The organism is Apibacter sp. B3935 (assembly GCF_009827705.1).
Classification (GTDB): Bacteria; Bacteroidota; Bacteroidia; order Flavobacteriales; family Weeksellaceae; genus Apibacter.
The window spans coordinates 161,732-186,792 of record NZ_WINL01000002.1; the positions used below are offsets into that span (position 1 = coordinate 161,732).

19 protein-coding genes are annotated in these 25,061 nt (G+C 29.7%); 5 read left to right on the plus strand and 14 right to left on the minus strand.

The features are described from left to right. Positions 1-903: 903 nt before the first annotated feature. Positions 904-1,503, minus strand: coding sequence for a bifunctional nicotinamidase/pyrazinamidase (gene pncA, locus GFV00_RS03580; protein ID WP_160557189.1), 600 nt, complete (start codon positions 1,501-1,503; stop codon positions 904-906). A 162-nt stretch (positions 1,504-1,665) separates the two neighbouring features. Here pncA and pncB point away from each other — a divergent pair, with 162 nt between their 5' ends. Beyond that, positions 1,666-2,835 (plus strand): nicotinate phosphoribosyltransferase, encoded by a 1,170-nt coding sequence (gene pncB / locus GFV00_RS03585; protein ID WP_160557188.1) that lies wholly within the window; start codon positions 1,666-1,668, stop codon positions 2,833-2,835. 135 nt (positions 2,836-2,970) lie between these two features. Here pncB and GFV00_RS03590 read toward each other — a convergent pair whose 3' ends face one another. From GFV00_RS03590 to tcmP, 4 genes are all read right to left on the minus strand, one after another. After that, positions 2,971-3,855 (minus strand): GRP family sugar transporter, encoded by an 885-nt coding sequence (locus GFV00_RS03590; protein ID WP_160557187.1) that lies wholly within the window; start codon positions 3,853-3,855, stop codon positions 2,971-2,973. A gap of 26 nt (positions 3,856-3,881) precedes the next feature. After that, positions 3,882-4,661 carry an SDR family NAD(P)-dependent oxidoreductase gene (locus GFV00_RS03595; protein WP_105297987.1) on the minus strand — a complete coding sequence of 260 codons (780 nt, stop codon included), beginning with the start codon at positions 4,659-4,661 and terminating at the stop codon, positions 3,882-3,884. Positions 4,662-5,362: 701 nt separating this feature from the next. Continuing rightward, positions 5,363-6,118: a DUF5131 family protein gene (locus GFV00_RS03600; protein ID WP_160557186.1), complete on the minus strand. Its 756-nt coding sequence runs from the start codon at positions 6,116-6,118 to the stop codon at positions 5,363-5,365. 1 nt (position 6,119) lies between these two features. Continuing rightward, positions 6,120-7,259: a three-Cys-motif partner protein TcmP gene (gene tcmP / locus GFV00_RS03605; protein WP_160557185.1), complete on the minus strand. Its 1,140-nt coding sequence runs from the start codon at positions 7,257-7,259 to the stop codon at positions 6,120-6,122. Positions 7,260-7,650: 391 nt separating this feature from the next. Between tcmP and GFV00_RS03610 the strand changes: the two genes are divergently transcribed. The 4 genes from GFV00_RS03610 (at position 7,651) to GFV00_RS03625 (ending at position 13,097) form a co-directional block, all read left to right on the plus strand. Next, positions 7,651-8,703, plus strand: coding sequence for a lactonase family protein (locus tag GFV00_RS03610; protein ID WP_160557184.1), 1,053 nt, complete (start codon positions 7,651-7,653; stop codon positions 8,701-8,703). 117 nt (positions 8,704-8,820) lie between these two features. Further along, complete coding sequence (eno, locus tag GFV00_RS03615) at positions 8,821-10,113, plus strand: phosphopyruvate hydratase (protein WP_160557183.1); 1,293 nt, start codon at positions 8,821-8,823, stop codon at positions 10,111-10,113. Positions 10,114-10,447: 334 nt separating this feature from the next. Continuing rightward, complete coding sequence (locus tag GFV00_RS03620; protein WP_160557182.1) at positions 10,448-11,731, plus strand: citrate synthase; 1,284 nt, start codon at positions 10,448-10,450, stop codon at positions 11,729-11,731. Between the two features lie 97 nt (positions 11,732-11,828). Next, a complete protein-coding gene (locus tag GFV00_RS03625) occupies positions 11,829-13,097 on the plus strand; it encodes a DUF2851 family protein (RefSeq protein WP_160557181.1) in 1,269 nt (422 codons plus the stop codon). A gap of 120 nt (positions 13,098-13,217) precedes the next feature. Here GFV00_RS03625 and GFV00_RS03630 read toward each other — a convergent pair whose 3' ends face one another. From GFV00_RS03630 to GFV00_RS03670, 9 genes are all read right to left on the minus strand, one after another. Continuing rightward, positions 13,218-13,886 carry a rhomboid family intramembrane serine protease gene (locus GFV00_RS03630; RefSeq protein WP_160557180.1) on the minus strand — a complete coding sequence of 223 codons (669 nt, stop codon included), beginning with the start codon at positions 13,884-13,886 and terminating at the stop codon, positions 13,218-13,220. A gap of 1 nt (position 13,887) precedes the next feature. Continuing rightward, positions 13,888-14,931: an FAD-binding oxidoreductase gene (locus GFV00_RS03635; protein WP_160557179.1), complete on the minus strand. Its 1,044-nt coding sequence runs from the start codon at positions 14,929-14,931 to the stop codon at positions 13,888-13,890. 105 nt (positions 14,932-15,036) lie between these two features. Beyond that, positions 15,037-15,972 (minus strand): gliding motility protein GldN, encoded by a 936-nt coding sequence (gldN, locus tag GFV00_RS03640; protein WP_160557178.1) that lies wholly within the window; start codon positions 15,970-15,972, stop codon positions 15,037-15,039. A gap of 28 nt (positions 15,973-16,000) precedes the next feature. Continuing rightward, entirely contained in the window at positions 16,001-17,527 is a 1,527-nt protein-coding gene (gene gldM / locus GFV00_RS03645) for a gliding motility protein GldM (protein WP_160557177.1), read from the minus strand. A 32-nt stretch (positions 17,528-17,559) separates the two neighbouring features. Next, a complete protein-coding gene (gene gldL, locus GFV00_RS03650; RefSeq protein WP_160557176.1) occupies positions 17,560-18,243 on the minus strand; it encodes a gliding motility protein GldL in 684 nt (227 codons plus the stop codon). Between the two features lie 53 nt (positions 18,244-18,296). Beyond that, positions 18,297-19,709 carry a gliding motility lipoprotein GldK gene (gene gldK / locus GFV00_RS03655; protein ID WP_160557175.1) on the minus strand — a complete coding sequence of 471 codons (1,413 nt, stop codon included), beginning with the start codon at positions 19,707-19,709 and terminating at the stop codon, positions 18,297-18,299. A gap of 109 nt (positions 19,710-19,818) precedes the next feature. Continuing rightward, positions 19,819-20,937: a hypothetical protein gene (locus GFV00_RS03660; protein ID WP_160557174.1), complete on the minus strand. Its 1,119-nt coding sequence runs from the start codon at positions 20,935-20,937 to the stop codon at positions 19,819-19,821. After that, the gene (gene topA / locus GFV00_RS03665; RefSeq protein ID WP_160557173.1) at positions 20,938-23,262 is read right to left on the minus strand and encodes a type I DNA topoisomerase; all 2,325 of its coding nucleotides are present in this window, start codon (positions 23,260-23,262) and stop codon (positions 20,938-20,940) included. Between the two features lie 471 nt (positions 23,263-23,733). After that, a complete protein-coding gene (locus GFV00_RS03670) occupies positions 23,734-25,053 on the minus strand; it encodes an aspartate kinase (RefSeq protein ID WP_160557172.1) in 1,320 nt (439 codons plus the stop codon). Positions 25,054-25,061 lie beyond the last annotated feature (8 nt).

Consider the following 25,061-nt stretch of genomic DNA (forward strand, 5'->3'; position numbering starts at 1 on the left):
ATTTAATATAATTTAAAAGATTATTATTTCATATAACATATAACATTAAGCATATTATTGTATTTAATTAAATTAAATATATTTTTTATGGCATAGATTTTGTCTTATATAAAATGTTCATAAGGCAGTGAATTTTCATAGTAGTTAGTTTTAAGTCTCACTTTTATTAGTGAGACTTTTTTTTTATTTAATACTTTATTTAAACTATATTATTTCAATTACAAATTTATTATCAATAAATTATTACAATTAAATAAACAAAACACATATATTATGGCATAGAATTTGCCTTTAAACAATTGTTCATAAGGCAGTGAATTTTCATAGTAGTTAGTTTTAAGCCCCGTATTTCGGGGCTTTTTTATTAACAAAAAAATTATTTTCAAATAAATCCTTCATCGAATTAGTCAGCTAAAAAAAATACATTTGAGCAATAAGTTTGATTTGAGATAAGTTTCTTTTTTAATCCCATTCTTTTTAAATTGATAAGAACTTTATTAATAAATTAAATACAGAATATTACTATTTTTCCAATATATGCTTCATATTATTCTTTTAAATAATTATTTGTTGAAATAATTTAAAATGGAAGATTTTATAACATATTAGATCAAAAAAACGTTAATTCATATTCATTTTAAAAATAAAAATAATTTATTCACTAAAAATTATCTTAAAAATTATATAAACACATATAATTTATAATAATTTAACTAGTTGAAATTTTATGGCATGGAATTTGTCTTACTATAAATGTTCATAAGGCAGTGAATTTTCATAGTAGTTAGTTTTAACCCCGTTCTATAACGGGGTTTTTTATTATGATTAAATAAAACTATAAAATCAATAGTATATATACTTATACTAGTTTTTAATTTAAAAATAACTCTAAAAATATTATTGTTATATTTTTTCTATAATACTACCTCCAATTTGTATAAAATTTCTTTTAATATTTTCAAAATTTGATACATCAATGGCTTTTGTAGCATTTTCAATAATAGTAGATGTAAATCCTAATTCCAGAGCGTCTATGGCTGTAAAATATACACAATAATCTGCTGCCAATCCACAAATAAAAATTTCCTTCATTCCTCTCCCCTTTAAAAAATCCCCCAAACCTGTACATTTTAATTTTCCATTATCATAAAAACCACTATAACTGTCAATAGTAGTATTCATTCCTTTTCTAAAAATCGCTTCTATTTTATTTTGATTCAGTTCCGAAGATATTTCGGCTCCAAAAGTGCCTTGAACGCAATGATTCGGCCATAGAACCTGTTCTATACCATTTAAATCTATTTTGTCATACACGCTTTTATTACTATGTTGCGAAGCAAAACTTTCATGTCCTTTGGGATGCCAATCTTGAGTGGCAACAACCAAATCAAATTTTCCCTGAATGGAATTAATAACGGGGATTATTTCATTCCCCCCTTGTACGGCTAAGCTTCCTCCTTGAAGAAAATCGTTTTGAATATCAACTACTATTAATGCTTTCATTTTAACCCTATATTGTTTTGATCCGATAAATATAATCTTTTTATTTTTATCTTATATTCGATAAAAACAAAAGGTTTTATTAATTAAAAGCTTATTAATAATAGTTTTAATCATAAAAATTGTAACTTTGACAAATACCTTTTTAGAAAACATATTTTAATTATGATAATAAAGCATTTTACAGACAACGATTTATATAAATTTTCAGTAATGCATGCCATTCAAAAATTATATCCATGGGCATATGTTAGATATGACTTTATAAATCGAGGAAAAGATGATTTTCCAAAAGGTTTTGCAGAAAGACTGAAAGAAGAAATAAATAAAATGATTAGTTTGAAATTAACTAATGATGAAAAAAATTTTATTTTAAAAAGATGCTATTTTTTAGATCCGTTTTTTGTAGATTTTTTAGAAGGGTACAGATACAATCCAGATGAAGTTCATATTTCCCAAGAAGGCGGAAAATTAAACTTGTATGTTGAAGGATATTGGTATAGAACTGTCTTATGGGAAGTTCCGCTTATGGCTATGATATCGGAATTGTATTTTGAAATGATCGGCACCAATCCAAAAAATATTGAAATAAAAGCTAAAGAAAAAGCGATTGGACTTAAAAATTTAAAAGCCGATTATTCTGAGTTTGGTACTCGTAGAAGGTATTCTTTCGACGTTCAAGATAAAGTTGTAGGAGTATTAAAGGAAAATTCAGATAAATATTTTAAAGGGACCAGCAATGTATATCTTGCCATGAAATATAATACAACTCCAATCGGCACTATGCCTCATGAATGGTTTATGTACCATGGAGCTTTATTCGGTTATCGCTCAGCTAACATTAAAGCTCTGGAAGCTTGGGTGGATGTTTTCCAGGGAAGTCTGGGTATTACTTTAACGGATACCTATACAACACAATCATTTTTTAAATCTTTTAATTTAAAATTGGCAAAATTATTTGACGGAGTGCGTTGTGACAGTGGAGATCCACTAGAGTTTACAGAAAAAACTATTGATTTTTATAAGAAAAATAGAATCGATCCTTCTTCAAAAACTATAGTATTTAGTGATTCATTAAATTTAAATGAGGTTAAAAAAATAAAAGAACATGTCAAAGACAGAATCCATGACACTTATGGCATCGGGACATACTTATCTAATGATGTGGGTGTTAAGCCTCTTAATATGGTAATTAAATTAACTCATGTAAAAGAAAAACCTTCTGATGATTATTTAAATGCTGTAAAGTTATCTGATGTTTTAGGTAAAAATACAGGAGATGAAAATGAAATCAATTTCAGCAAATTGTCATTAGGTTTAAATGAAAATATTTGATTGTAATTTCTATCTAATTACAACTCATATATTATTCAATTATATTTTTTATAGCGTATAAATATTATCACTAGTTTACATATGAGAAATTGTTTCTCATATGCCTCAATAAAGACTAATGTATCTATTCCTAACTTAGGATTTATCGAATACGCCCGACAAATAAATAAAAAATAATCCTACCACGATCACAGTCATACCAATTATAGATGATATCCACTCTTTTTTGGTTTTTCTTTCTTCGTTAAAATAAACTCCCGCAATTACCGAAACAATTATGGATGCTTGACCAACCGGATAGGCTACTGATAAGCCTAATTTCATTTGAGAAATCAATATAGCTAAATTACCTATGGCCCACACCACCCCTACAACACTATTTTTCAAAGAATTAAGATTATAGGGATTTACTTTGAAATATAAAAATGCTATAATATTAATACCTAGTAGTTGGCCAACAGATTGAGGTAAAAGACTCGACCAACTATCAATATTATAGTATTTTAAAATACCAACATATAATGTAAAACCTAAGGATGATAATAAATTAACTGAAATTCCTTTACTCCAATTTATTTTTTTAGCATCATCATTTTCAATTACTTCCTTATATGACGTAAAAATAATTCCTACAACAATTAACGCCAATGCGGTAAAACCAAATATTTTTGAAGTAAGAGTAGACCAATCTCCTAAAAATACTCCTAAAATAGAAGTTCCTACGATCTGAGTCCCATTGGATATAGGCATTGATTTTGAAACTCCCAAATATTTCAATCCCATAAATTGTCCAACCGATCCGATTGTCCAAAATAATCCGGATACGATTCCAATTACTATAATATGAGGATTTAAAGCAGGATGTTTAATGGCATATATAATGCAAGCAAATATAAAACTCCCTACTGCAATACCAAATGATTGTTCTATAACCTTTCCACCTATAAGGGTAGCAATAACGGGAACAAAACCCCAAGATAAAATAGGAATACAGGCTATTAAAAAGTCTGTAATATTCATATTTTAAAGATATAGTGTGAAATCACTTAGGCATTTTGCCCTAATATTGACAATGCTCCATCTACTGTATAAGTTGAACCCGTAACGTAAGAACTGGCATCGGAAGCTAAAAATAAGGCTACATTAGCAACTTCTTCCGGTGTACCGCCTCTTTTCATAGGGATAATATCTTCTTTTTCTTTTAATAATTTCGCTTCATCCGTAAATTGTTTGTTGATAGGAGTAAGAATCATTCCCGGAGCAATATTATTAACCGTTAATTCTCTTGATGCTAATTCAATAGCCAAAGTTCTTGCCAAATTCCTCATTCCGGCTTTAGCTGTATTATAATCAGCATCTCCCGGTCTGCAAATATATTCATGTATAGAAGTCACATTAATAATTCTTGATCCTTTATATGAATTATTTTTTTTCTTAAGTTTTAAAAATTCTTTAATACAATAGAAAGGTCCATATAAATTGGTTTTTATAGTTCTATCCCAATCTTCCAAGTTCATATCCTCCACATATGTATTTTTACCATTTATTCCAGCATTGTTAACTAAAATGTCTATATCGTTAAAATCTTGATTAACCAAATTGAAAAAACTTTGCGTTTCATTATAGTCTGAAACATTCACCTGATATGCTTTAACTTTTACGTTCAATCCTGATAATTCTTGCACCAAATTTTCCGCTCTTTCCTTTCCCGAATGGTAAGTTATAATAACATTAGCGCCTTCATGCGCAAATTTTTCCGCAATCGATTTACCAATACCTGAACTTGAACCTGTAACTAATGCTGTTTTATTTTGTAAAATTCCCATGTCTTATTGTTTAAATTATTTTATTTATAAATTGATGACTTTATTTGTTTTATTATATGATTCATTTATCACATTACTATTTTATATTATTAACTAAGTAAAGTATTAAATGAAATCTTTAAATTCCTTAATTACCCTTTTTGTTCCTTAAATAATTTCTATTTATTTATAATTTAAATAGCACTTATTTAGATTTCTTTGCCAAAAATTATGTAGTAGTAAGTAATTGTTGTAGAGTAGTTAAGTTATAAGATATAAAAACAACATTTTTACGTCTTAATTTCGAAAAAACTCAAAAAAAGAAGCTATAAAATATATGTTTTTTAATGTTATATCAAATATTGTACTTAACTGAAAAAAACAGGAATAAATATTCATTATTTAAAACAGGATATTATGTTATAAATACTAAAACTTAAATTTTTTGTTATATTTTGTTTCATGAAAATCATAAAGTAAAACGCTCATTACTTTTTATTTATCCAAATATCATACCTCATCATTAAAATTAATATTTCAGTACATAAGGTTTCCCACTAATTTGAAAAAGGTTCTATATTTTTATATCAAAAAGAATAAAGGATACAATGTCTTTCATTTTCATTAAATAACCTCTCAAATATTTTTTAATATTCAATTTTATATAATAATTCTTAAATATGTGATAGTTGGAATAGTATGACTTATATCAGGCTATTTGCCTATGTGATTGGAGTTATTTCCACTTTTTTGGAAATTTCAGGCATTTCTTTCCACTCTTTTCCAGAGAGTAAACTGCCATTAATCTTTTTATTTCTCTTTATTCCATCCTCTCCCCAAGTTCCCCATTGTTTAAAAAAGAATGCTACACCCTGTTCTTTACATTGTGTTTGGATTTTTTCTGCCCATTCAGGATTCATCGGTCTTGCTTTGTTTCCACTTTCGCCACCAACAATAACCCAATCAATATTTGTTAAATCTAATTTACCAACAGAACCTATAAGAGGCTCTATAGATAAAAATCTAATTTTAGCAGGAATTTTTCTTAAAATATCAATCCTATATTTAGTTTTTGCGTGTTCTACTGTTACTCCAAGCCAAACATTATCAGGAATTATTCTATTTTCAAAATATTGTTTTAATATATTTTCTCTTTTAGTTAAAATTTGGTATTGGTGCTGTGGTGTTTCTCTTATAGTATTAAAAATTTTATCTAAAAAATGAAATGGCATTTTTTCATGGAAAAGGTCACTCATAGAGTTCACAAAAAATTTTGTTGGTTTCTTTATTTTTTTTGGTAATTCTAACCGTTCAGGCATTAAAGTAAATTCAAATCCATTTTCATATCCCGGAGTTCCCATAGCCTGTAAACGTTTTGCCAATACTTCCGCATAACAAAATTTACATCCAGATGTAACTTTATTACAACCTGTTGAAGGATTCCATGTTGCCTCAGTCCATTCTATTTTTGTTTTCATCTTAAGTAAGTTTAAAATAAACTTTTTTATTTTCTGATTCTTCTTTATAATACTTCAAGTAAAAAGCATTTTTTTTAATCTTGTGTGTACTGGTTTCTATTACTTCCAGTCTATTTGTTTTTTTCCAGTTTTTTAGTATTTCAACAGCGTGTTTAGCAAGATAACCATTTTTTAAAACAAATTCAAATACTTCTCCATTATATCTATTATTATTTGACAAAAACTTTTTCAATTTTTCTTCTAACTCATTTTTTTCTACTAAACCTGAAAACAATCCTATCTGATTAGAATTAGTTTCATATGACCATCCTTTACCATTTTCTGCATCCAATTTCCATTTAGCTTCTAACATTTTTTCAAATCCTCTTATATGAGAGGTAAAAAAGAATAGGCAAAAAACTGTATTCGCTTCTTTTTTAATGGTAAATGTATCAACATAATAATTCTCTAATTTATTTCGAAGTCCATCTTTAAATCTATCTATAAATGTATAGATATTATCAGTATGTTTCAAGTTACTAAAATTTGTTGTTTCTTCTAATATTTTAGTTAATACTTCTGGTGTACCTTTATCTGAAAATCGATACATAAATTGTGTTGGAAGCCATAATAACACTTCAGCATGTCCATTACAATCCATTAACTTTTTAATATCATAAACTGAAAAATCTTTATATCCGCATGGATCTATAAATATAAATCCTTTATTGTTCCGTTGTGATATTATAGTTTTTATATTATCTAATTTATTTTTATAATCAGAAACACTATAATTTATATTTCCTATTTGAGTATCGTGTAATTGTTCGGAATCTATTGTCTTCTTTAGATTATCTACAGATTCAGAATTTATATCATTAAAGTAACAATCTATCTTCGCCTGTTTATGTAGAGGTTTATCTTTTATAATCTTTTCATAAACTGACTTTACTATACTTAGAATAACCAAAGGACTCCCTTTTCCTCCATTTTTGTATAAACCTGCACCACAGAACATATCAAATAAATTAATTTTTTGTGTATATCCATCATTTGCAATAATACTCAAATATAAATTCAAGTATATACCTAATAAATTAACTTTTGCTTTGGAATGATTTTCTAAATTAGAATCTTTTTTAAAGGCGACACGCTCTGCCATAATCATAAGGTTTTAGTTTCTACAAATATAAGATAAACAAGTTAATAATTCCATAATCTCTTGATTAACAATTCGAGATATAGGGTTTCTGTTAACCTGATAAAGCATTCCTTTTCTATATACAATTTATCAATAAATTGAAAAGGATTAGAAATAACTTATCTCTATTTTTTTAGAAAATTACCTTATTTTTTATTCTAATATTTATTTACTTTATATACCACTGTTATTTATCTCATAAATTTATCAATGAATAATATAAATAAATGTTAAACTATATATTATAAAGTATTTTTACTTTATTTATATTTCAAAATTTTAAAAATAAAAATAATTTTATATAAATATTTTTTAATAATTTTAAATAATTATTTTAATACTAAAAAACAAAATGAAATTTTATTTAGTTATAGGTACTTATACTGATGGAGAAAGCAACGGTATCTATATATATGATTTTGATTCAGAAACCGGAAGTACTTCATTTATTGATAATGTTTCGGTTAACAATCCATCCTATTTGGTTATAAACCATAAAAAAAATCATATATATTCAGTTAGTGAAAATGATGATAAAGAAAGTTCCATAGTAAATTCCTTTTTATTTGATAAAGCTTCCGGAAAAATTTCCTTTCAGAACTCACAGGCAGCCTATGGCGCTGCACCTTGTTATATTACTATTGAATATCAAGATAAATACATAGTTACGGCTAATTATATGGGAGGAAGTATTTCTGTTTTTAAAACAAAACCTGACGGAAGTTTAAGTCCCATGATTCAACAGGTTAATTTTTCGGGGAGCAGCGTACACGATGTACGGCAAAATCAATCGCACCTTCATTGCGTGGTGTTCTCTCCCGATTATAAATATCTTTTTGCTACGGATTTAGGAAGTGATAGAATTTATAAGTTCAATGTAAATTATTCCACAGAAAAGAATTTTCTTACGTTTTTTGATCCGGCTTATATTAATGTTGCACCCGGTTCAGGTCCTCGACACCTCGTATTTCATCAAAATAAAAAATTTGCTTATCTAATTAATGAATTGGGTGGAACAGTAGTTGTTTTTAAATATGAGGATGGAAATTTAGAAGAAATACAGACGACTGTTTCTGATGAATATAAGGCCGAGGGAAGTGCAGATATTCATATACATCCTAATGGCAAGTTTTTATATTCTTCCAATAGATTAAAAAAAGATGGAATATCAATTTTCAGTATCGATCAGAATACAGGTAAATTAACTCCCATTGATTATGAAAGAACTAATATCAATCCCAGAAATTTCGTTATATCTCCTAATGGTAAATTTTTGATAGTAGCTAATCAAGATAGTGATACCATTCAAATATTTTCCATTGATCAAAATACAGGATTTTTACAAGATACCAATCAAAATATAAAAATTGATATGCCGGTCTGTTTAAAATTTATTTCTCCATAAATAATTTTATATTTTATAGCATCAACAATACAATAAAAAATAAACTTTTCATAACCTCTATATATTAATAAATGAGTATTTTTGTATAAAATTTTAACAAACAAATTTTATAATATTATGAGTCTAATAGCACAAATTCATGCAAGACAAATCTTGGATTCCAGAGGAAATCCAACAGTTGAAGTTGATGTAATCACCGAATACGGTACTTTGGGTAGAGCAGCTGTTCCATCTGGAGCATCAACCGGTGAATATGAAGCTGTTGAATTAAGAGATGGAGGAAAAGAATATTTAGGTAAAGGAGTTTTAAAAGCTGTTGAAAATGTAAATGATGTTATTGCACCTGAATTAGTTGGAGTTGATGTCTTTGAACAAGCTTTAATAGATAAAACAATGATTGACCTGGATGGTACACCTAATAAAGGTAAATTAGGTGCTAATGCTATTTTAGGCGTATCTTTAGCTGTTGCTCAAGCTGCTGCCAAAGAATTAGGATTACCATTATATCGATACGTTGGAGGTGTAAACGGTAAAGTTCTACCTGTTCCAATGATGAATATTATCAACGCAGGTGCGCATTCTGATGCTCCTATTGCGTTTCAGGAATTTATGATTATGCCGGTTGCTGCAGATTGTTATTCTACTGCTATTCGTATGGGAACTGAAATTTTCCACTCTCTTAAAAAAGTTTTACATGACAGAGGTTTAAGTACTGCTGTAGGTGATGAAGGTGGTTTTGCTCCTAACTTTAAAAATATTGAAGATGCATTAGATACCATTTTAGATGCTACCCAAAAAGCAGGATACACTCCGGGTCAAGATGTTATGCTAGCTCTAGATTGTGCTTCATCTGAATTCTTCAAAGACAATAAATATGATTATTCTATTTTTGAAGGTCAAGGAGGTAAAGTAAGAACCAGTGAAGAACAGGCTTCTTATTTAGCTGAATTAACTGAAAAATATCCAATTATTTCAATTGAAGACGGAATGGATCAAAACGATTGGGAAGGTTGGAAAATACTTACTGATAAAATCGGTAAAAGAGTTCAATTAGTAGGTGATGATTTATTTGTTACCAATGTTAAAAGACTTGAAGACGGTATTAAACAAGGAGTGGGTAACTCAATCTTAATCAAAGTTAATCAAATCGGAACTCTTACAGAAACTATTGATGCTGTACAAATGGCTCAAAATGCCGGATATACTGCAGTAATGTCTCACCGTTCCGGTGAAACAGAAGATAATACGATTGCAGATCTTGCTGTTGCATTGAACTGTGGTCAAATTAAAACAGGTTCTGCTTCTAGATCAGATCGTATGGCTAAATACAACCAATTACTAAGAATTGAAGAAAACTTAGGAGAAGTTGCTGTTTATCCTCAATTCAAAGCTTTTAAAGTTAAAAGATAATTTATTTTATAAATAAAGATAAACGGAAAGATTAGTTAACTCTTTCCGTTTTTTTATTGCATAAATTCTCGACTGCATTATCTCCATTAAAAATTATTAACTTATATGGGAAGAATAAGAATTTTTTGGGATTTCCTCCCATATTTGATAAGTACACTTATCCATACATCCAAAAAATTATAAAAATAGACGATATTTATTTTAACTTTTTCTTCTAATTTACTGTTTTTGAACGTTTTTTTTCAATATTTCTTTTATAATTTTTTTTCTACTAATTTTAATTTCATATATTCAAAGCATAAAACAACTAATAAAATAAGAAAGAACATAAAATATGTCAGACACAGTAAAATTATCCTATGAAGGCAAAGAATATGAATATCCCATTGTTGAAAGTGTTATTGGCGACAGAGGCATAAATATATCCAAATTACGAGATGAAACCGGACTGATTACTTTAGATGTCGGCTTCAAGAATACAGGTTCTACTAAGAGTAAAATTACATATCTTGATGGAGATTTAGGTCAATTATATTATCGAGGATATCCCATTGAACAAATTGCTAAAAAATCAACCTTCACCGAGGTTATGTATTTATTGTTAGAAGGGGAACTACCTACTCTGGAACAATTAAACAGATTTGAGGCGGATATAAAAAAGAATAGTTTGGTAAGTGAAGAAATGAAACAAATTTTAAAAGCATTTCCTCGTTCTGCTCATCCAATGGGTGTTTTGTCTACCCTTACCAGTTCCTTAACAGCTTTCAATCCTCACGCTGTTAATGTTAAATCTGAAAGAGATCTATATAACGCATATACCTTATTATTGGGTAAATTTCCTGTTTTATGCGCTTGGACATACCGTTTAAAATTGGGGTTACCTTTGAACTATTCTAACAACAGACTGGATTATCCTCACAACTTTTATCAAATGATGTTCAGAATGCCGACTGAGGATCTAGAAATTGATGAAGTAGTTGTTGATGCCATCAACAAATTGCTTATACTTCATGCTGATCATGAGCAAAATTGCTCTGCGTCGACTGTCCGAATGGTAGGTTCAGCTCAGACCGGATTATTTGCCTCAATATCTGCAGGAGTTTCAGCCCTTTGGGGACCTTTGCACGGAGGAGCTAATCAAGCAGTAATCGAAATGCTCGAAATGATTAAAAATGACGGAGGTGATCTTCAAAAATGGATCGATAAAGCAAAATCGAAAGATGATAGTTTCCGTCTTATGGGATTTGGACATCGGGTATATAGAAATTTTGACCCTAGAGCTAAGGTTATAAAAAAGGTGGCAGACGATGTATTCAATAGATTAGGTGTTGAAGATGAAACCCTTGAAATTGCTAAGAAATTAGAAGAGGTAGCTTTAAATGATCCTTATTTTATTGAGAAAAAGCTTTATCCTAATGTCGATTTTTATTCCGGAATTATCTACAGAGCTCTTGGCATTCCTACAGAGATGTTTACAATTATGTTTGCTTTAGGCAGATTGCCCGGGTGGATTGCACAATGGAAAGAAATGAGAATGAATAATGAGCCTATTAACAGGCCAAGACAAATTTATATCGGCAATCCTAAAAGAGATTATATCGATATAGATAAAAGATAAAACATAAATTCATTGTAGAAAAAGTTTTAGTTATTAGCTAAAACTTTTTTTATTTTCATTAAATTTATCTTATTAATTACTTGAATAAGACTAAATTATGAAAGAAAAGTTACTGCATTATATTTGGCAATTTAAAAAATTTAACACTTTAGATCTGTATACTAATGATGGCAAAAAAGTTGAAATAATTCAAGCGGGAACTTATAATACGAATGAAGGACCGGATTTTATTTTTGCTAAGCTAAAAATAGATGATATTGAATGGAACAGTAATGTTGAAATTCACGTAAAATCATCGGATTGGTTTAAGCATAAACATGATCTCAATAATTATTACAAAAATATAATTCTTCACGTTGTATACGAAATTGATGATAATAACGATAAAATACAAAATTTATCTTTCCCTATTCTTGAATTGAAATCCTATGTTTCCAATGAGATTTATAATAATTATGATTTATTGGATCATCAAACATTCAAATTTATCCCTTGCGCAAATTTAATTGACAACTCATTAATTTCTGATATTTTTTCTTTTTCAGAAAATTTATATTTGGACAAATTAAAAAATAAATGTGAACGTATCTATGAAATTTTGAAAAGAAAAAAGAATGATTGGGAAGCCACCCTAACTACTGTTTTAGGGTACACATTAGGTCTCAAAATAAATGCTTATGCATTTGAATATATATTTTTATATTTAGATTATGGGATAATTAGAAAAATTTCTAAAAATCTATTTCAAACCGAATCTTTATTATTTGGAACAACTCATAAACTGGAAAATAGCGTTGATTCGTATCCTCAAGATTTATATAAAGAATTTAAATTTTTGCAATCAAAATTTAAACTATCGGAAAAAATTACTGACGTAAAATACTTGAGATTAAGGCCTTCAAATTTTCCTACCATTAGATTATCCCAACTTGCAAACATTATCTCTACTTATCAAAATTTATTTTCTTATATCATAGGTATCAAATCTGTAAATCAGTATTATAGGCTATTAGATGATGTCAAAGCATCCGGCTATTGGAATGATCATTATGTTTTTGATAAAAAAACATCATCAACCTTTGAAAAAAAATTATCTAATTCACAAAAAGATTTGCTAATACTAAATGCATTTCTTCCCATAAAATATGCTTATTCTTTAAGTATCGGAAAACCTATGGAAGAAGAAATTTTTGAAATACTTTCTGAAGTTAAAGCTGAAAATAATTCGATTATAAAAAGTTATAATCAATTAGGTATTAAAATTAATTCTGCTTTAGACTCTCAAGCATTTCTATATTTATATAAAAATAAATGTTTAAAAAAACAATGTTTAAGCTGTAAAATAGGATATAAGATTTTAAAGTAAATAAGTAATTGTTTCTATGATTATTTTAACCAATTAAGTTATATCTTAAATTTTAATTATAATACAATCACTATTACTTAAAATAAAAATCATTTAAAAATTATAGTTGATTAAAAGTGCTTATTCTTTGCGTTTATTAACAATTAAGTAAATTAAATATGCGATAGGAATTAGCATTAATAATAAATAAATGGGTCTAAAATTAGTAAAAGGATAATAGGGATATTCACTAACAAATAAGAGTCCACAAAGAATACCAAAAAGAGCTCCTCCTATATGAGCATCATGTCCAATATTACCCAATTGAGTCTTCATCCCATATAAAGAATAGGTTAAATAAACAACACCAAAAATCCATCCCGGAATAGAAAATGGTAAAGGAAAAATTCCTATTGAAATTTCTGAATTTATAATAATTGTAGCAAATAAGATCCCGGATACACCGCCTGAAGCTCCTATTGCACTATATTGTGGATTATTTTTATGCATCCATAATGCCAATAAATTACCGCTAATAATGGATCCAAAGTAAGTTATAAGAAAAAACAGATTTCCATAATTTAGTAAAAAGACTGAAAAAAAATAAAAGGTATACATATTGAAAAACAAATGAGCGATATCTCCGTGTAAAAATGTTGAAGTAATCATCCTTTCCCATTGTTTTCCTTTTAAAATAGCATCGATGTTAAACTTATAACGGTTAAAAAAATTCTGATCATTAAACCCTTTAAAACTAAGTATACTGGTAATTATAATAATACCTATTACAATAATATTTGAATTTTCCATTTTATAAATTAAATCTATTAATATTTACTTCAGACATTAATTCTTTTCCATTTTCCATATAATCAAATAACTCTTCTGCCATAATAGGGGCTAACATAACTCCCCTACTGCCCAAACCATTAAATATAAACATATTTTTATGTTCAGAATGCTCTCCTAATAAAGGTCGACGATCAACAACTGTAGGTCGTATTCCTGCAAATTTTTTAATAATTTTATAATCAATAGTTAAAAACTTATTTAAATTATTAATTAGTTCGCTCTGTCCCTCTTCAGATATTTCATCATTTACTTCACGATAATGATAAGTAGCCCCTATATAATAATAGTCTTTTTCCATAGGCATAACAAAAACCTTAGCTTTTACGATATCAGTAAGGCCTAATCCATTGGCATGAATTACCATGGTTTCCCCTTTGACACCTTCCATAGGAAGATAGCTAAAAAAAGGGTTATACTTCAAAGCATAACCATCACAAAATACGACTTTTTTAGCTTTAATTCCTTTATATTCATAATTATTTATCTCTTTATTTAATTGATTAAAATCAAATATATCATCAATTATCCTATTTTCATTAAGTAAAAATTTTCTAAATTCCCTTAAAAGTTCTCTTACAAATATCTTCCCAGCCTTGTATACTCTTCCCATTCCAAATTTTGCTAAAATATTTGGATTAATCGAATCATAAATTTCAGGATCTAAAAAGGGTTTTAAATTTTCATTCTTTACAGACTTTTTTTTCCAAGTTTTAACTTCGTCCTCATTTGCAAAAATTCTGTATAAATTTGAATTATAAACTAGTTTTACCTGTAATAAATCTTCAAATTCTGTAAATTCTTTACGTAATTTATCAATTTCAATTTCTGCGTTCCAAACAGGCGTAAATCGTTTTAATACCACGGGATTATACATTCCCGATGAAACAAATGAAGCCGAATTGGAAACTATATCTATTATTTTAAATGATTTGTTTTCTTTATATAATTTATGAGCCAAACAGGAACCTGCCAATCCTTGACCTATAATAAGATAATCTAGCATATTTTTTATATTATCGGAAGTAGTATTTTTTATTTGTAAAGTTAAAAAAAAAGTCCTGAATCAATTTGTGTGATTCAGGACTGTATTTTATTAAAATTCATTTAATTAATAATTCCACATATTGTTTTCTTTCTGTAGAATTTCATTTTTAATTCTATTACTTTCTTCAAGCTGAGATTTTGCATCTCCGGGTATATAATTTGTTATCAACCCGTCGCCATATTCAGATTGCGATTTATAAATAATGGAACTGAATCGTCTTGCGTTAAGCACATCATCATAGGTAATTGATGAAGATCCGTTTTTAGGATTATACACTGTACAACTGGATAAAACCTCTCTGGCTCCAGGATAAAATACCCAAAATAAGTCGATCAACTCTTCATCTCCTTGATATCCAAGCATAGCAGCTTCTGAAAGACCCATGACTTGAGGATCCGGTCCCATAGGTGCAATTCCTAACAAACGATATTTCATTTGACCTAATCGTTTATCTATATACCACATTCCTTTAATCTTAATTAATTTCACGCTACGTGTATCCGTTTTAAAATGATCCACTCCTTCAATCAAATCTTGAGCAGTAATTTCTTCTCCGGAAGCTCTTTTATCTTGAAGCCATTCAGATTCTCTTATTGCTTGGATTTTATTTTGAAGATTTTCGGGTGAAATCCTTGAAGTAAAGTTATCATCATCATATACTTCAGTTATATTTCCTGAATCAATACCCTTAAAAAGAGCATCGTATAGGGAGATATAAGTAGCTGAAACATCCTCATAAGAATAGTAATAAGGTTGATTTAATTTTTCATTTAAATCTATAATCTCCCATACTACTTTAGACCATAAAATATCTTTATCTTCAATATACCCATAAGGTAAGACAGTCGGAGCAGTTGAAATTGTATCTGTTCCATTTACAATATCATATCTCTCTTCTCTCATTTCTCTTAATTCAACAGGAGATTTTGCATTTAAGATATTTTGTGCAAATACTCCTGAACTTATTAAGACTGTTATGCTAAGTAATAAAGATTTCATGTTAAAAATAGTATTATTAATTTCTTTTTTATTGAACATTTATAAGAATAGGTGAAATACTTTGTTGAGATATTCCGGATGCTGTAGCAGAAATATCAAATATTAATACTTGATCACCTGATTTTAATCCTTTTAAATAATCTGCAGCCGGTCTTAGCGAATTTCCGGAATAAGGTCTTGCTGCAGCTCCCGGTCTCTTCAATTTAAATCCGGTAACGTTGAAGTTAACAGGGAATTCAAAATCCGGTATAGCTGCTGATACGGTTTGATTAGATACAGAGCTTGGCGGCATACTTACTACATTCGCACCTCGTATGGTACCTTGCGCTTTAGGTACATTCTTAATTCTAAATGGTACGGTTGTAGAAACTGTTTTTCCAGAAGAAGTTTTTCCTGAAATGGTAAAGTTTGTAGTTTTTCCTGAACCTGCTTTATATATCCAACCCTTTCCTGATCTTGAAAGACTACCGTTTGAAGTACTCATACTGATAGTAGATGCATCAACTCCGGTAACCGATCCGCTCATAGGGTTATCTACCCCTCTATAAACTACATTCATATTATCTGCTACTACAGTTCCTCCGGTTGGTAAATCCTTAACAACATCTTGTACAACTTCGTATGTTTCGTCGAACGACTCTGTTTTAACACCATTTGCTGTTTGGTATGATATATTACCTGATAAACGTTGTTTTCCTACTCCTGAAGCAACCATATTAACTATAGCTTTTCCTCCAGATAAAGGAATATTCCGTCCGTTCAGAGTTATAGATCCTTTTAATGTGTTATCGTACGCACCGAAACCAATTGTAACATTAAATTTCTCTCCTGCTCTAACAAATTTAGGTGCAGAAACGATTGGAACAAAGGCTTTCAATTCGATTTCATCTTGCAGTTTATTAGCTAATAAATCTCTAACTCTATTCCCTTCTTCAGTTCTAATATTTGATTGTAATCTTGTTAAGTTAGTTAGAGCTGAAATCATAGGTTGATCATAAAATTGATTAACAATCCACGGTTTATTTTGTTTATCTGTAAAATCAAATAATTGATCAATCCTTTTCTTTGCATTCTCATTCGCTCCTTGCAAAATAAATTGGGTAAATGTTTTAACCTTTGCAATCATATCTTGCACATCTTTTGTAGCTGTGTTATCATTTGCAAAGAACACTTTATTAACTACATCTGTATTTTGAAGTGAGTTGTAATTTGTTTCTTCACCTGCTGAAGGAGGAGTATATTCTGCAGCTGTCGCTAAACGATTTTTTACTTCTTCAATCGCATCTACAGCTGTCTGTGCTTGTCTTTTAACTTCATCTGATTTTTTTGCTATCTCTACATACCCTTCATTTCCATCGGCTTTTTTAGCATCGATTTGATCATAAAAGGTTTTATTATTTTCATCCGTTAATTTTGTGGATAATTGTAAAGATTCATTTATACCTTCGAAAGAACGTAAAACCTCTCTGTCTACATTCATTGCCAACATAGCAATAAACACTAAATACATTAGGTTTATCATCTTCTGGCGTGGTGTCTGTTTTCCTGCTGCCATTTTTACTTATTTAATTTTTGAATTTAAAATTATTAAGCTTTCATGGCATTAAGCATACCACCATATACCTTATTTAAGTTGTTTAGATTTGCTGTTAATTCAGCCAATTGTTTTTGGAATGTATGTGAATACTCTCCTGCTTTAGATAAGTCATCCACAAATTTTTGATTTGCTTCTGAATATTTTTTACCATTGTCTAATTGCAATTGGTATAAAGCATTTAAATTTTCTAAATGAGAGGAAGCTATACTTAATTGGTTTTTATATTTTTCTGTAACAGAACTAGCTTCTACGGTTTTGTTAATTCCTTCAACTGCTTGTCCAAAGTTTTCTATACCACCTCGTAATCTTTCCAATAATCCTGCATCTAATTTAGCTTGAGAAAGCATTTGGTCTAATTTAGTTGACAAAGATATTTCAGCTTCTTGTATGGATGAGTCCTGTATTTGAGATTTTGATTTTCTCTGTGCTGATGAACTGTCTAATAATTCCGGATATGCTTTTTCCCATTCATATTCAGCAGGAGGTGGATCAAACGCAAATACCACAAATATAAAAGCTTCAACAATTAAACCTATTGCTAATATGGTACTACCGGTTATAGGACCTAATCCCCAGTGATTAATTTTAAATAAAGCACCAATGATAACTACTGCTGCACCTAAAGAGTACACCATATTTAACACTTTATCCTTTGATTTCGTTTGATTTGCCATTTTTCTAAATTTTCTAAATTATTATCTATGTATTATTTAATTATCAGTACTAATTATCTTACCGGAGCATGTTTTTTAACAGCCGGATATTTACCCTTAGACCCTTCCGGTATGGTTTGAACACGTCTAAAACCAATAAAACTTCTGGCTGAATCTTTATGTTCCCAATCTCTTTCACTCACCATAAGCATGTAACCTATGTCTTTCCATGATCCTCCTTTTATAACTTTTCGAGGGTCTTCAATTCTATTTCCTAAATAAGGATTTAAAGTGGATGATATTATATAAGAACTATTATTATATGCGGAAACTGTCCATTCAGAAACATTCCCTGCCATATCATATAATCCAAATCCATTTTTATGAAAAGATTTTACAGGAGCTGTGTATAAATAACCATTTTGATTTTCCATGTAATCCCCTCTTTTAGGTTTAAAATTAGCTAAATAGCAACCTCTATCATCTATTAGATAAGGTCCACCCCATGGATAAGGGGCATTTTCTAAACCTCCTCGTGCAGCATATTCCCATTCAACTTCTGAAGGTAATCTATACGGAAATATTTTATCTATTTTTCTTTTTCTGCTTTGGTTATAATCGTTTTTGGATTTTGTGCTATAAGCACAAAAAGCCCTTGCTTGATCCCATGTCACACCCACCACAGGGTATTTAGAATAAGCTTTATGCCAAAAATACTGTTCAAATAAGGGCTCATTAAAAGAGTAATTAAAATCTCTTAGCCACACTGTCGTATCCGGATAAATAGCTATTTCTTCTCTTCTAAGAAAATCTTTACCTCTACCTTTATTTTTAACTGCTTCCAGTTGATCAATCCATGTAAATTGGTAAATTAATTTTCTAGCATCTATGACTCTTTCATTGTTAAATCTTTCTTCAGGCGGGTAATATAATGATTCTAATACTTCTGCATAAGCAACATCAGGGTATCTGGAAGTATTCCATTCTAAAGGTACCGACCAATCTAACTTTTTAGATTCGTCATATCCTTCTCTACCTCCCTGTTCTTCCAACATTTGCTGATATGCAGTCTGTTCTTTTTCTGATTTTTTGTTTAAATAAGAATATCTTCCTATCCCTTCACCTCCTTCTTCACCTCCTCTTTCTGCTAATAGGGAACGAACAATGGAATCTTTCACATAGTTTACAAATACTCTATATTCAGCATTGGTTACTTCAGTATCATCCATATAAAATGCTGATACGGTAACAGTAGTTAAAGGGGCTTTTGTGTTTGTGCCGGTGAAATCCATGTCAGATTGCCCTAAAATAAAAGCTCCACCTGGAATAGGAACCATACCATACGGTTTTTTGTTATTCCATTGCTGACTCTTTTGCGTAACTACAATCTCTCCTTGTGATCCCGGTTTTCCTGCTCTTCCTTTTTTGGATGAATTACAAGAAATAATTGTTGACGTTGCCAATAAGAGTAATAATACTTTTCTCATTATAACCAAAATGTTTCTTTTAAAAATTGTAAAACTACTATTTTTTTATTTTATTTAAAAATTTTTTTGTTCTTCTATTAAAATCAGCGTTAATTTTATCTGTGACCGTTTATAAAAACTTTTTGAATGTTTTCCAATATCGCTCGGGAACATTTCCTTCTAAAGCTTCTTTGTAATCATTTGATGAACAAGGAACTAAAAAAGCAGGACTTTCATTGTCCTCAAAATCGATAGCCAACCACCACCTATCGACATATTTATCTTTTAAAAAGACCAATTCTTTATCTTCATGTAAGACTGTATATTTTATGTATTCATCATTTTCATAATATTCTTGCTGATTTTTACCTTCTATTATATACCACAAAATTTGTGAAACTAATTTTTCATTCATTTTATTGTATGAGTATCCTAAAAAATTATAGATTCCTATTATTTTTACCTGTTTAGACAAACCTATATACCTTGATAAACCACAAATTTCACGATTGGTGAATCCGTTTACCGTACTTCCGGTTGAGAGAGTACCATCATAAGACTCTACAGAGTCCAAATTGATCCCTACAAAATCAGAGCTTCTGAATATAGGCTCTGAATCTTTTATATTCGTTGTTATATTCCCTAAACGTATGCCTTCAAAATCTAAGGTGATAAATTTTTTTAATGTTGATTGTGGTACGTAGTAACTTTGATATCCTATATTGGTAAAATTGAAAAGTAAATTAAAATCTTCAACTATCATCTTGGAAAGATAATTTTTATCCGTTAGCTTTCCTTCTGTATTTCCAATTTCAATTTTCGTATCAACCGCGGTATAATTTAAAGGCTTATTTAGTATAGAAAGTGCTTTATAGGCGGTATAATTCAGTCCCATATTTCCACCTAAGATTATGGGTTGTACCTTCATTTCCAATAATTCTTCTAATACTTTTTTGAGAGCAAAATCTGTATCCTCCCATTCATTTCCAGGAATTATATCTCCCAAATCATACAACTTTAAATTCCAATCATTCCATACTAATTGATAGAATTCTTCACGGATCAACCTTAAATTGGAAAACTCTTTTTTATGGCCGGTACCTCTTAAATCGGGACAACCAATAATTACAACACTATTCTCTTCAAGTTTTTTATCCCAGTAAAATTGTATCTTGCTTCCTATTGAATCCGGTTGTGCATATATTAAGGATTCATCTACCGGATGTAAAAAATCTCGCAATGCTTCCACTTATTTCTTTTTTGATTTGGTTTTGGATTTAGGCTTGGTTTTATTACCTGATTCCGAGATTAATTTTTTGACATCTTCAAGAGTTAATTTATCGGCTTCCGTGTCTTTAGGGATTTTATAATTTTCTTTTCCTTGTTTAATATAAGGCCCCCATCTTCCATTTAAAATTTCAATAATTGGATCTTCTGATTCAAATGCTTTAATAAATTTATTTCTGTCTGCTTCCCTTTTCGCTTCTATTAATGCGATAGCTCTTTCTAAAGTAATGGTTGAAATTTCATCTCCTTCTTTAGGTTTCAAAGAAAAAAACTTGCTGTTATGTTTTACATAAGGACCAAATCTTCCCGTATTTACTTCAACTTTTTTATCTTCATAATCTCCTAAATACTTAGGCAATTCAAATAATTTAAGCGCTTCTTCTAAAGTTATTGAATTTATGTGTTGCCCTTTCATTAAACCGGCGAATTTTGGCTTTTCTTCATCTTCGGTTTCCCCCATCTGAATCATCGGACCGAATCTGCCTATGCGAGCATAAATATTTTTACCGCTTATAGGATCTTGACCTAATAATCTTTCTCCTGTAGCTCTTTCTGCCGTTTCTTTTACTTCTTCTACATGGGGGTGAAAATCATCATAAAAACCGGTCAACATTTCTTTCCAGTTTTCATTTCCTCCGGCTATATTGTCAAAGTCTTCTTCAACCTTTGCTGTGAAGCCATAATCTAATATGGTTGGAAAATGTTCCGTTAAAAATTCATTTACGACTAATCCTATATCTGTCGGCATTAATTTTCTTCGATCCGCTCCATAATTTTCAATTTCAATACTTTCTTTTATAGTATCATCTTTTAAAAGAATCTTCTTAACCTCCCTTTGTTTGGGATCTAAATCTCTGATTTCCACATATTGTCTTTTTTGAATTGTAGAAATAGTAGGAGCATATGTGGAAGGACGCCCGATTCCTAATTCTTCTAATTTCCTTACTAAAGAGGCTTCATTATATCTAGCTGCCGGTCTACTGAATTTTTCTTCGCCGATAATTTGAGATAATTGTACTTCTTCTCCTTTTTCTACGACAGGTAAGAGTCCTTCATTATTGTCTTCATCGGCTGAATCTTCTTCTTTTTGAATTTGGTATACTTTTAAAAATCCATCAAAAACAATAACTTCTCCTTTTGTTACGAACTTCTCTTTTAATTCCGGATTTGATATATCGACAATTGTTCTTTCTAATTTAGCATCGGCCATTTGTGAGGCCAAAGTTCTTCTCCAAATTAAATGATATAGTTTCTTTTGTGAATCATCTGCCCCTGCTTCTTGTACGGATAAATTGGTTGGACGAATAGCTTCGTGAGCTTCTTGAGCCGACTTATTTTTTGTGGTATATTGTCGTGTATTTAAATATTCTTTTCCATATTGTCCAATAATTACATCTTTTGCAGAATTCAACGCTTCTTCTGATAAATTGACGCTATCGGTTCTCATGTAGGTAATGTACCCCGATTCGTAGAGTTGCTGAGCTAACATCATTGTTCTACTAACTGAAAATCCTAATTTGGCAGCTTCTTGTTGTAAAGTAGATGTAGTGAAAGGGGCTGATGGACTTCTTTTACTTGGACGAGTCTCAACATTGGATATAGTGAATGTTTTCCCTTGGGCTCTTTGTATAAAATCTAATGCCTTGGAATAGTCTTGAAAATCTGTATTTAATTTACTTTTTAATAAATTATGAGATTTATTGTAAAAATCTGCTTCAACTTTATACGTGGGAACCGGAATAAATTTTTCAATTTCCTTTTCTCTTTCACAGATCAAACGTACAGCCACAGATTGTACTCTTCCTGCAGATAATCCGGCTTTTATTTTAGACCAAAGAATAGGTGACATTTCAAATCCTACCAATCGGTCCAACACTCTTCGGGCCTGTTGTGCATTAACCAGATTAATATCTATATTTCTAGGGTTTTGAATGGCTTTTTGTATGGCATTTTTGGTTATTTCATGAAAAACAATTCTTTTAGTGTTTTCTGATTTAAGTTGTAATTCATTAAATAAATGCCAAGCAATGGCTTCCCCTTCACGATCTTCATCGGAAGCCAACCATACAGTATCTGCTTTTTTTGCTAATGATTTTAGTTTTTTAACGACTTCTTTTTTATCTGAGGAGACTTGATATATGGGCTCTAGAGTTTTCATATCTATACCCATATCTTTTTTTGCTAAATCAGTTATATGACCATAACTAGATTCAACTTCAAAGTCATTTCCTAAAAATTTTTTTATTGTTTTGGCCTTTGCGGGCGATTCAACAATTACCAAATTCATGCTAAGATTTTTTTGCGAAATTAGAAATTTTTTATCAATATAATAGTTCAACTTTGATTTTTTATTTTCTAATAAACAAATTTATCCAGATATAAATAATTAATACTCATAGCATTGTATTTTTCTTACAGTACCGTAACGGTAAAATTCATTTCCTTTATTTTATTTCATCTATTCAAGTTTGTTTAATGCTTTTTTTGGGTAAATTTTATATTACTTGCACCTATTTTTAGATGGTATTTTTAAAGTAAAAATTAGTAGTGATAGATTCTAATATTGAAAAAATATAATTATGTTACATGTTATCTATTTTCAAAAATCAATTAGAATCATTACATCGATAAAATTGCATTTACAATTAAGATTAATAGTATAATTACGATATAAAAAAAACCTTTAAGTAATTAACTTAAAGGTATTTTGATTAATGATATATTTATTATTTAAATTTAACTAAATTATCTTATATTTTTAATATCCAAAAAGAGTGGTATTCAAAGCTTGTAATGCTTCTTTTTTACTATTGCTGTCAATTACTACTGATATATTATGCTCACTTCCTCCATAAGATATCATATGCAGAGGAATATTTTTAAGAGCTTCCAAAATTTTAACAGCATAACCTGATTCATTTTTTGCAATATTTCCTACTATGGCAATAATGGTTTGATCTTTTTCATATTCAACATTGGCTATTTCTCTTAATTCCTTTAATATATATTCTAAATTAGAAGGATTGTCAATGGTTAATGAAACAGCAACCTCTGAAGTGGTTATCATATCTATAGAGGTTTTATATTTATCGAATATTTCAAAAATTGTCTTTAGAAATCCATACGCCAATAGCATTCTACCACTTTTTATGGTTATGGCGTAAATACCATCCTTTGCTGCTACGGCACGAATTCCTTCCGGAGTATTAATATTACCTATTAAAGTACCTTTAGCTTCAGGTTGCATTGTATTTTTCAAAGCTACGGGTATTCCTCTTTTCTGTGCAGGAAGAATACAGGTTGGATGTAAAATCTTTGCTCCGAAATAGGCTAATTCTGCAGCTTCATCAAAACTTAATTCATTTATGGGATGAGTTTTATTAACAAATCTAGGATCGTTATTATGCATCCCGTCGATATCGGTCCATATTTGTATTTCTTCAGCATCAATTACGGCTCCAATTATACAAGCTGTGTAATCACTTCCCCCTCTTTGCAAATTATCTATATCTCCTTGAGCATTTTTACAAATATATCCTTGAGTAATAAAAAAATCTATATCAGGATACTTTTTAATTTCTTCTTTAATACGTTCTTCTATATAGGGAAAATCCGGTTCACCGTCTTTGTTTATTCTCATAAACTCCAATGCCGGAAGTAATATCGTTTTTTCTCCGATTTCACTCATGTAAAAATGGAACATATGAGTGCTCAAAAGTTCACCTTGAGCCAAAATTATTTTTTCTTCTTTGGAAGTAAATATAGGAAAATCCAGGAATGAAGTTATATAATTGAAATAATCATCCAAAAGTTCGCTCCCTTTCTTGACTATGGTTTCATTCTTGTACAGATCTTTTATTTCCTTTCTGTATTTATCTTCTAGAGATTGTATTAATTCTTTCGCCTTAGAAGTATTTTTTTCATAAAGAGCTTGGGATATTTCTACTAAGGCATTAGTTGTTCCACTCATAGCAGACAAAACAACAATCATCGGTTTTTTACCTTTAGTTAATTCAGCTAAATTTTTTATACGTTCTGCACTTCCTACGCTGGTGCCTCCAAATTTTAATACTAACATTTTTATCC

Bases quoted from the DNA above. Each gene is read 5' to 3' on its own strand.
- pncA (WP_160557189.1), bottom strand. From the start codon at position 1,503: ATGAAAGCATTAATAGTAGTTGATATTCAAAACGATTTTCTTCAAGGA.
- pncB (WP_160557188.1), top strand. From the start codon at position 1,666: ATGATAATAAAGCATTTTACAGACAACGATTTATATAAATTTTCAGTA.
- GFV00_RS03590 (WP_160557187.1), bottom strand. From the start codon at position 3,855: ATGAATATTACAGACTTTTTAATAGCCTGTATTCCTATTTTATCTTGG.
- GFV00_RS03595 (WP_105297987.1), bottom strand. From the start codon at position 4,661: ATGGGAATTTTACAAAATAAAACAGCATTAGTTACAGGTTCAAGTTCA.
- GFV00_RS03600 (WP_160557186.1), bottom strand. From the start codon at position 6,118: ATGAAAACAAAAATAGAATGGACTGAGGCAACATGGAATCCTTCAACA.
- tcmP (WP_160557185.1), bottom strand. From the start codon at position 7,259: ATGGCAGAGCGTGTCGCCTTTAAAAAAGATTCTAATTTAGAAAATCAT.
- GFV00_RS03610 (WP_160557184.1), top strand. From the start codon at position 7,651: ATGAAATTTTATTTAGTTATAGGTACTTATACTGATGGAGAAAGCAAC.
- eno (WP_160557183.1), top strand. From the start codon at position 8,821: ATGAGTCTAATAGCACAAATTCATGCAAGACAAATCTTGGATTCCAGA.
- GFV00_RS03620 (WP_160557182.1), top strand. From the start codon at position 10,448: ATGTCAGACACAGTAAAATTATCCTATGAAGGCAAAGAATATGAATAT.
- GFV00_RS03625 (WP_160557181.1), top strand. From the start codon at position 11,829: ATGAAAGAAAAGTTACTGCATTATATTTGGCAATTTAAAAAATTTAAC.
- GFV00_RS03630 (WP_160557180.1), bottom strand. From the start codon at position 13,886: ATGGAAAATTCAAATATTATTGTAATAGGTATTATTATAATTACCAGT.
- GFV00_RS03635 (WP_160557179.1), bottom strand. From the start codon at position 14,931: ATGCTAGATTATCTTATTATAGGTCAAGGATTGGCAGGTTCCTGTTTG.
- gldN (WP_160557178.1), bottom strand. From the start codon at position 15,972: ATGAAATCTTTATTACTTAGCATAACAGTCTTAATAAGTTCAGGAGTA.
- gldM (WP_160557177.1), bottom strand. From the start codon at position 17,527: ATGGCAGCAGGAAAACAGACACCACGCCAGAAGATGATAAACCTAATG.
- gldL (WP_160557176.1), bottom strand. From the start codon at position 18,243: ATGGCAAATCAAACGAAATCAAAGGATAAAGTGTTAAATATGGTGTAC.
- gldK (WP_160557175.1), bottom strand. From the start codon at position 19,709: ATGAGAAAAGTATTATTACTCTTATTGGCAACGTCAACAATTATTTCT.
- topA (WP_160557173.1), bottom strand. From the start codon at position 23,262: ATGAATTTGGTAATTGTTGAATCGCCCGCAAAGGCCAAAACAATAAAA.
- GFV00_RS03670 (WP_160557172.1), bottom strand. From the start codon at position 25,053: ATGTTAGTATTAAAATTTGGAGGCACCAGCGTAGGAAGTGCAGAACGT.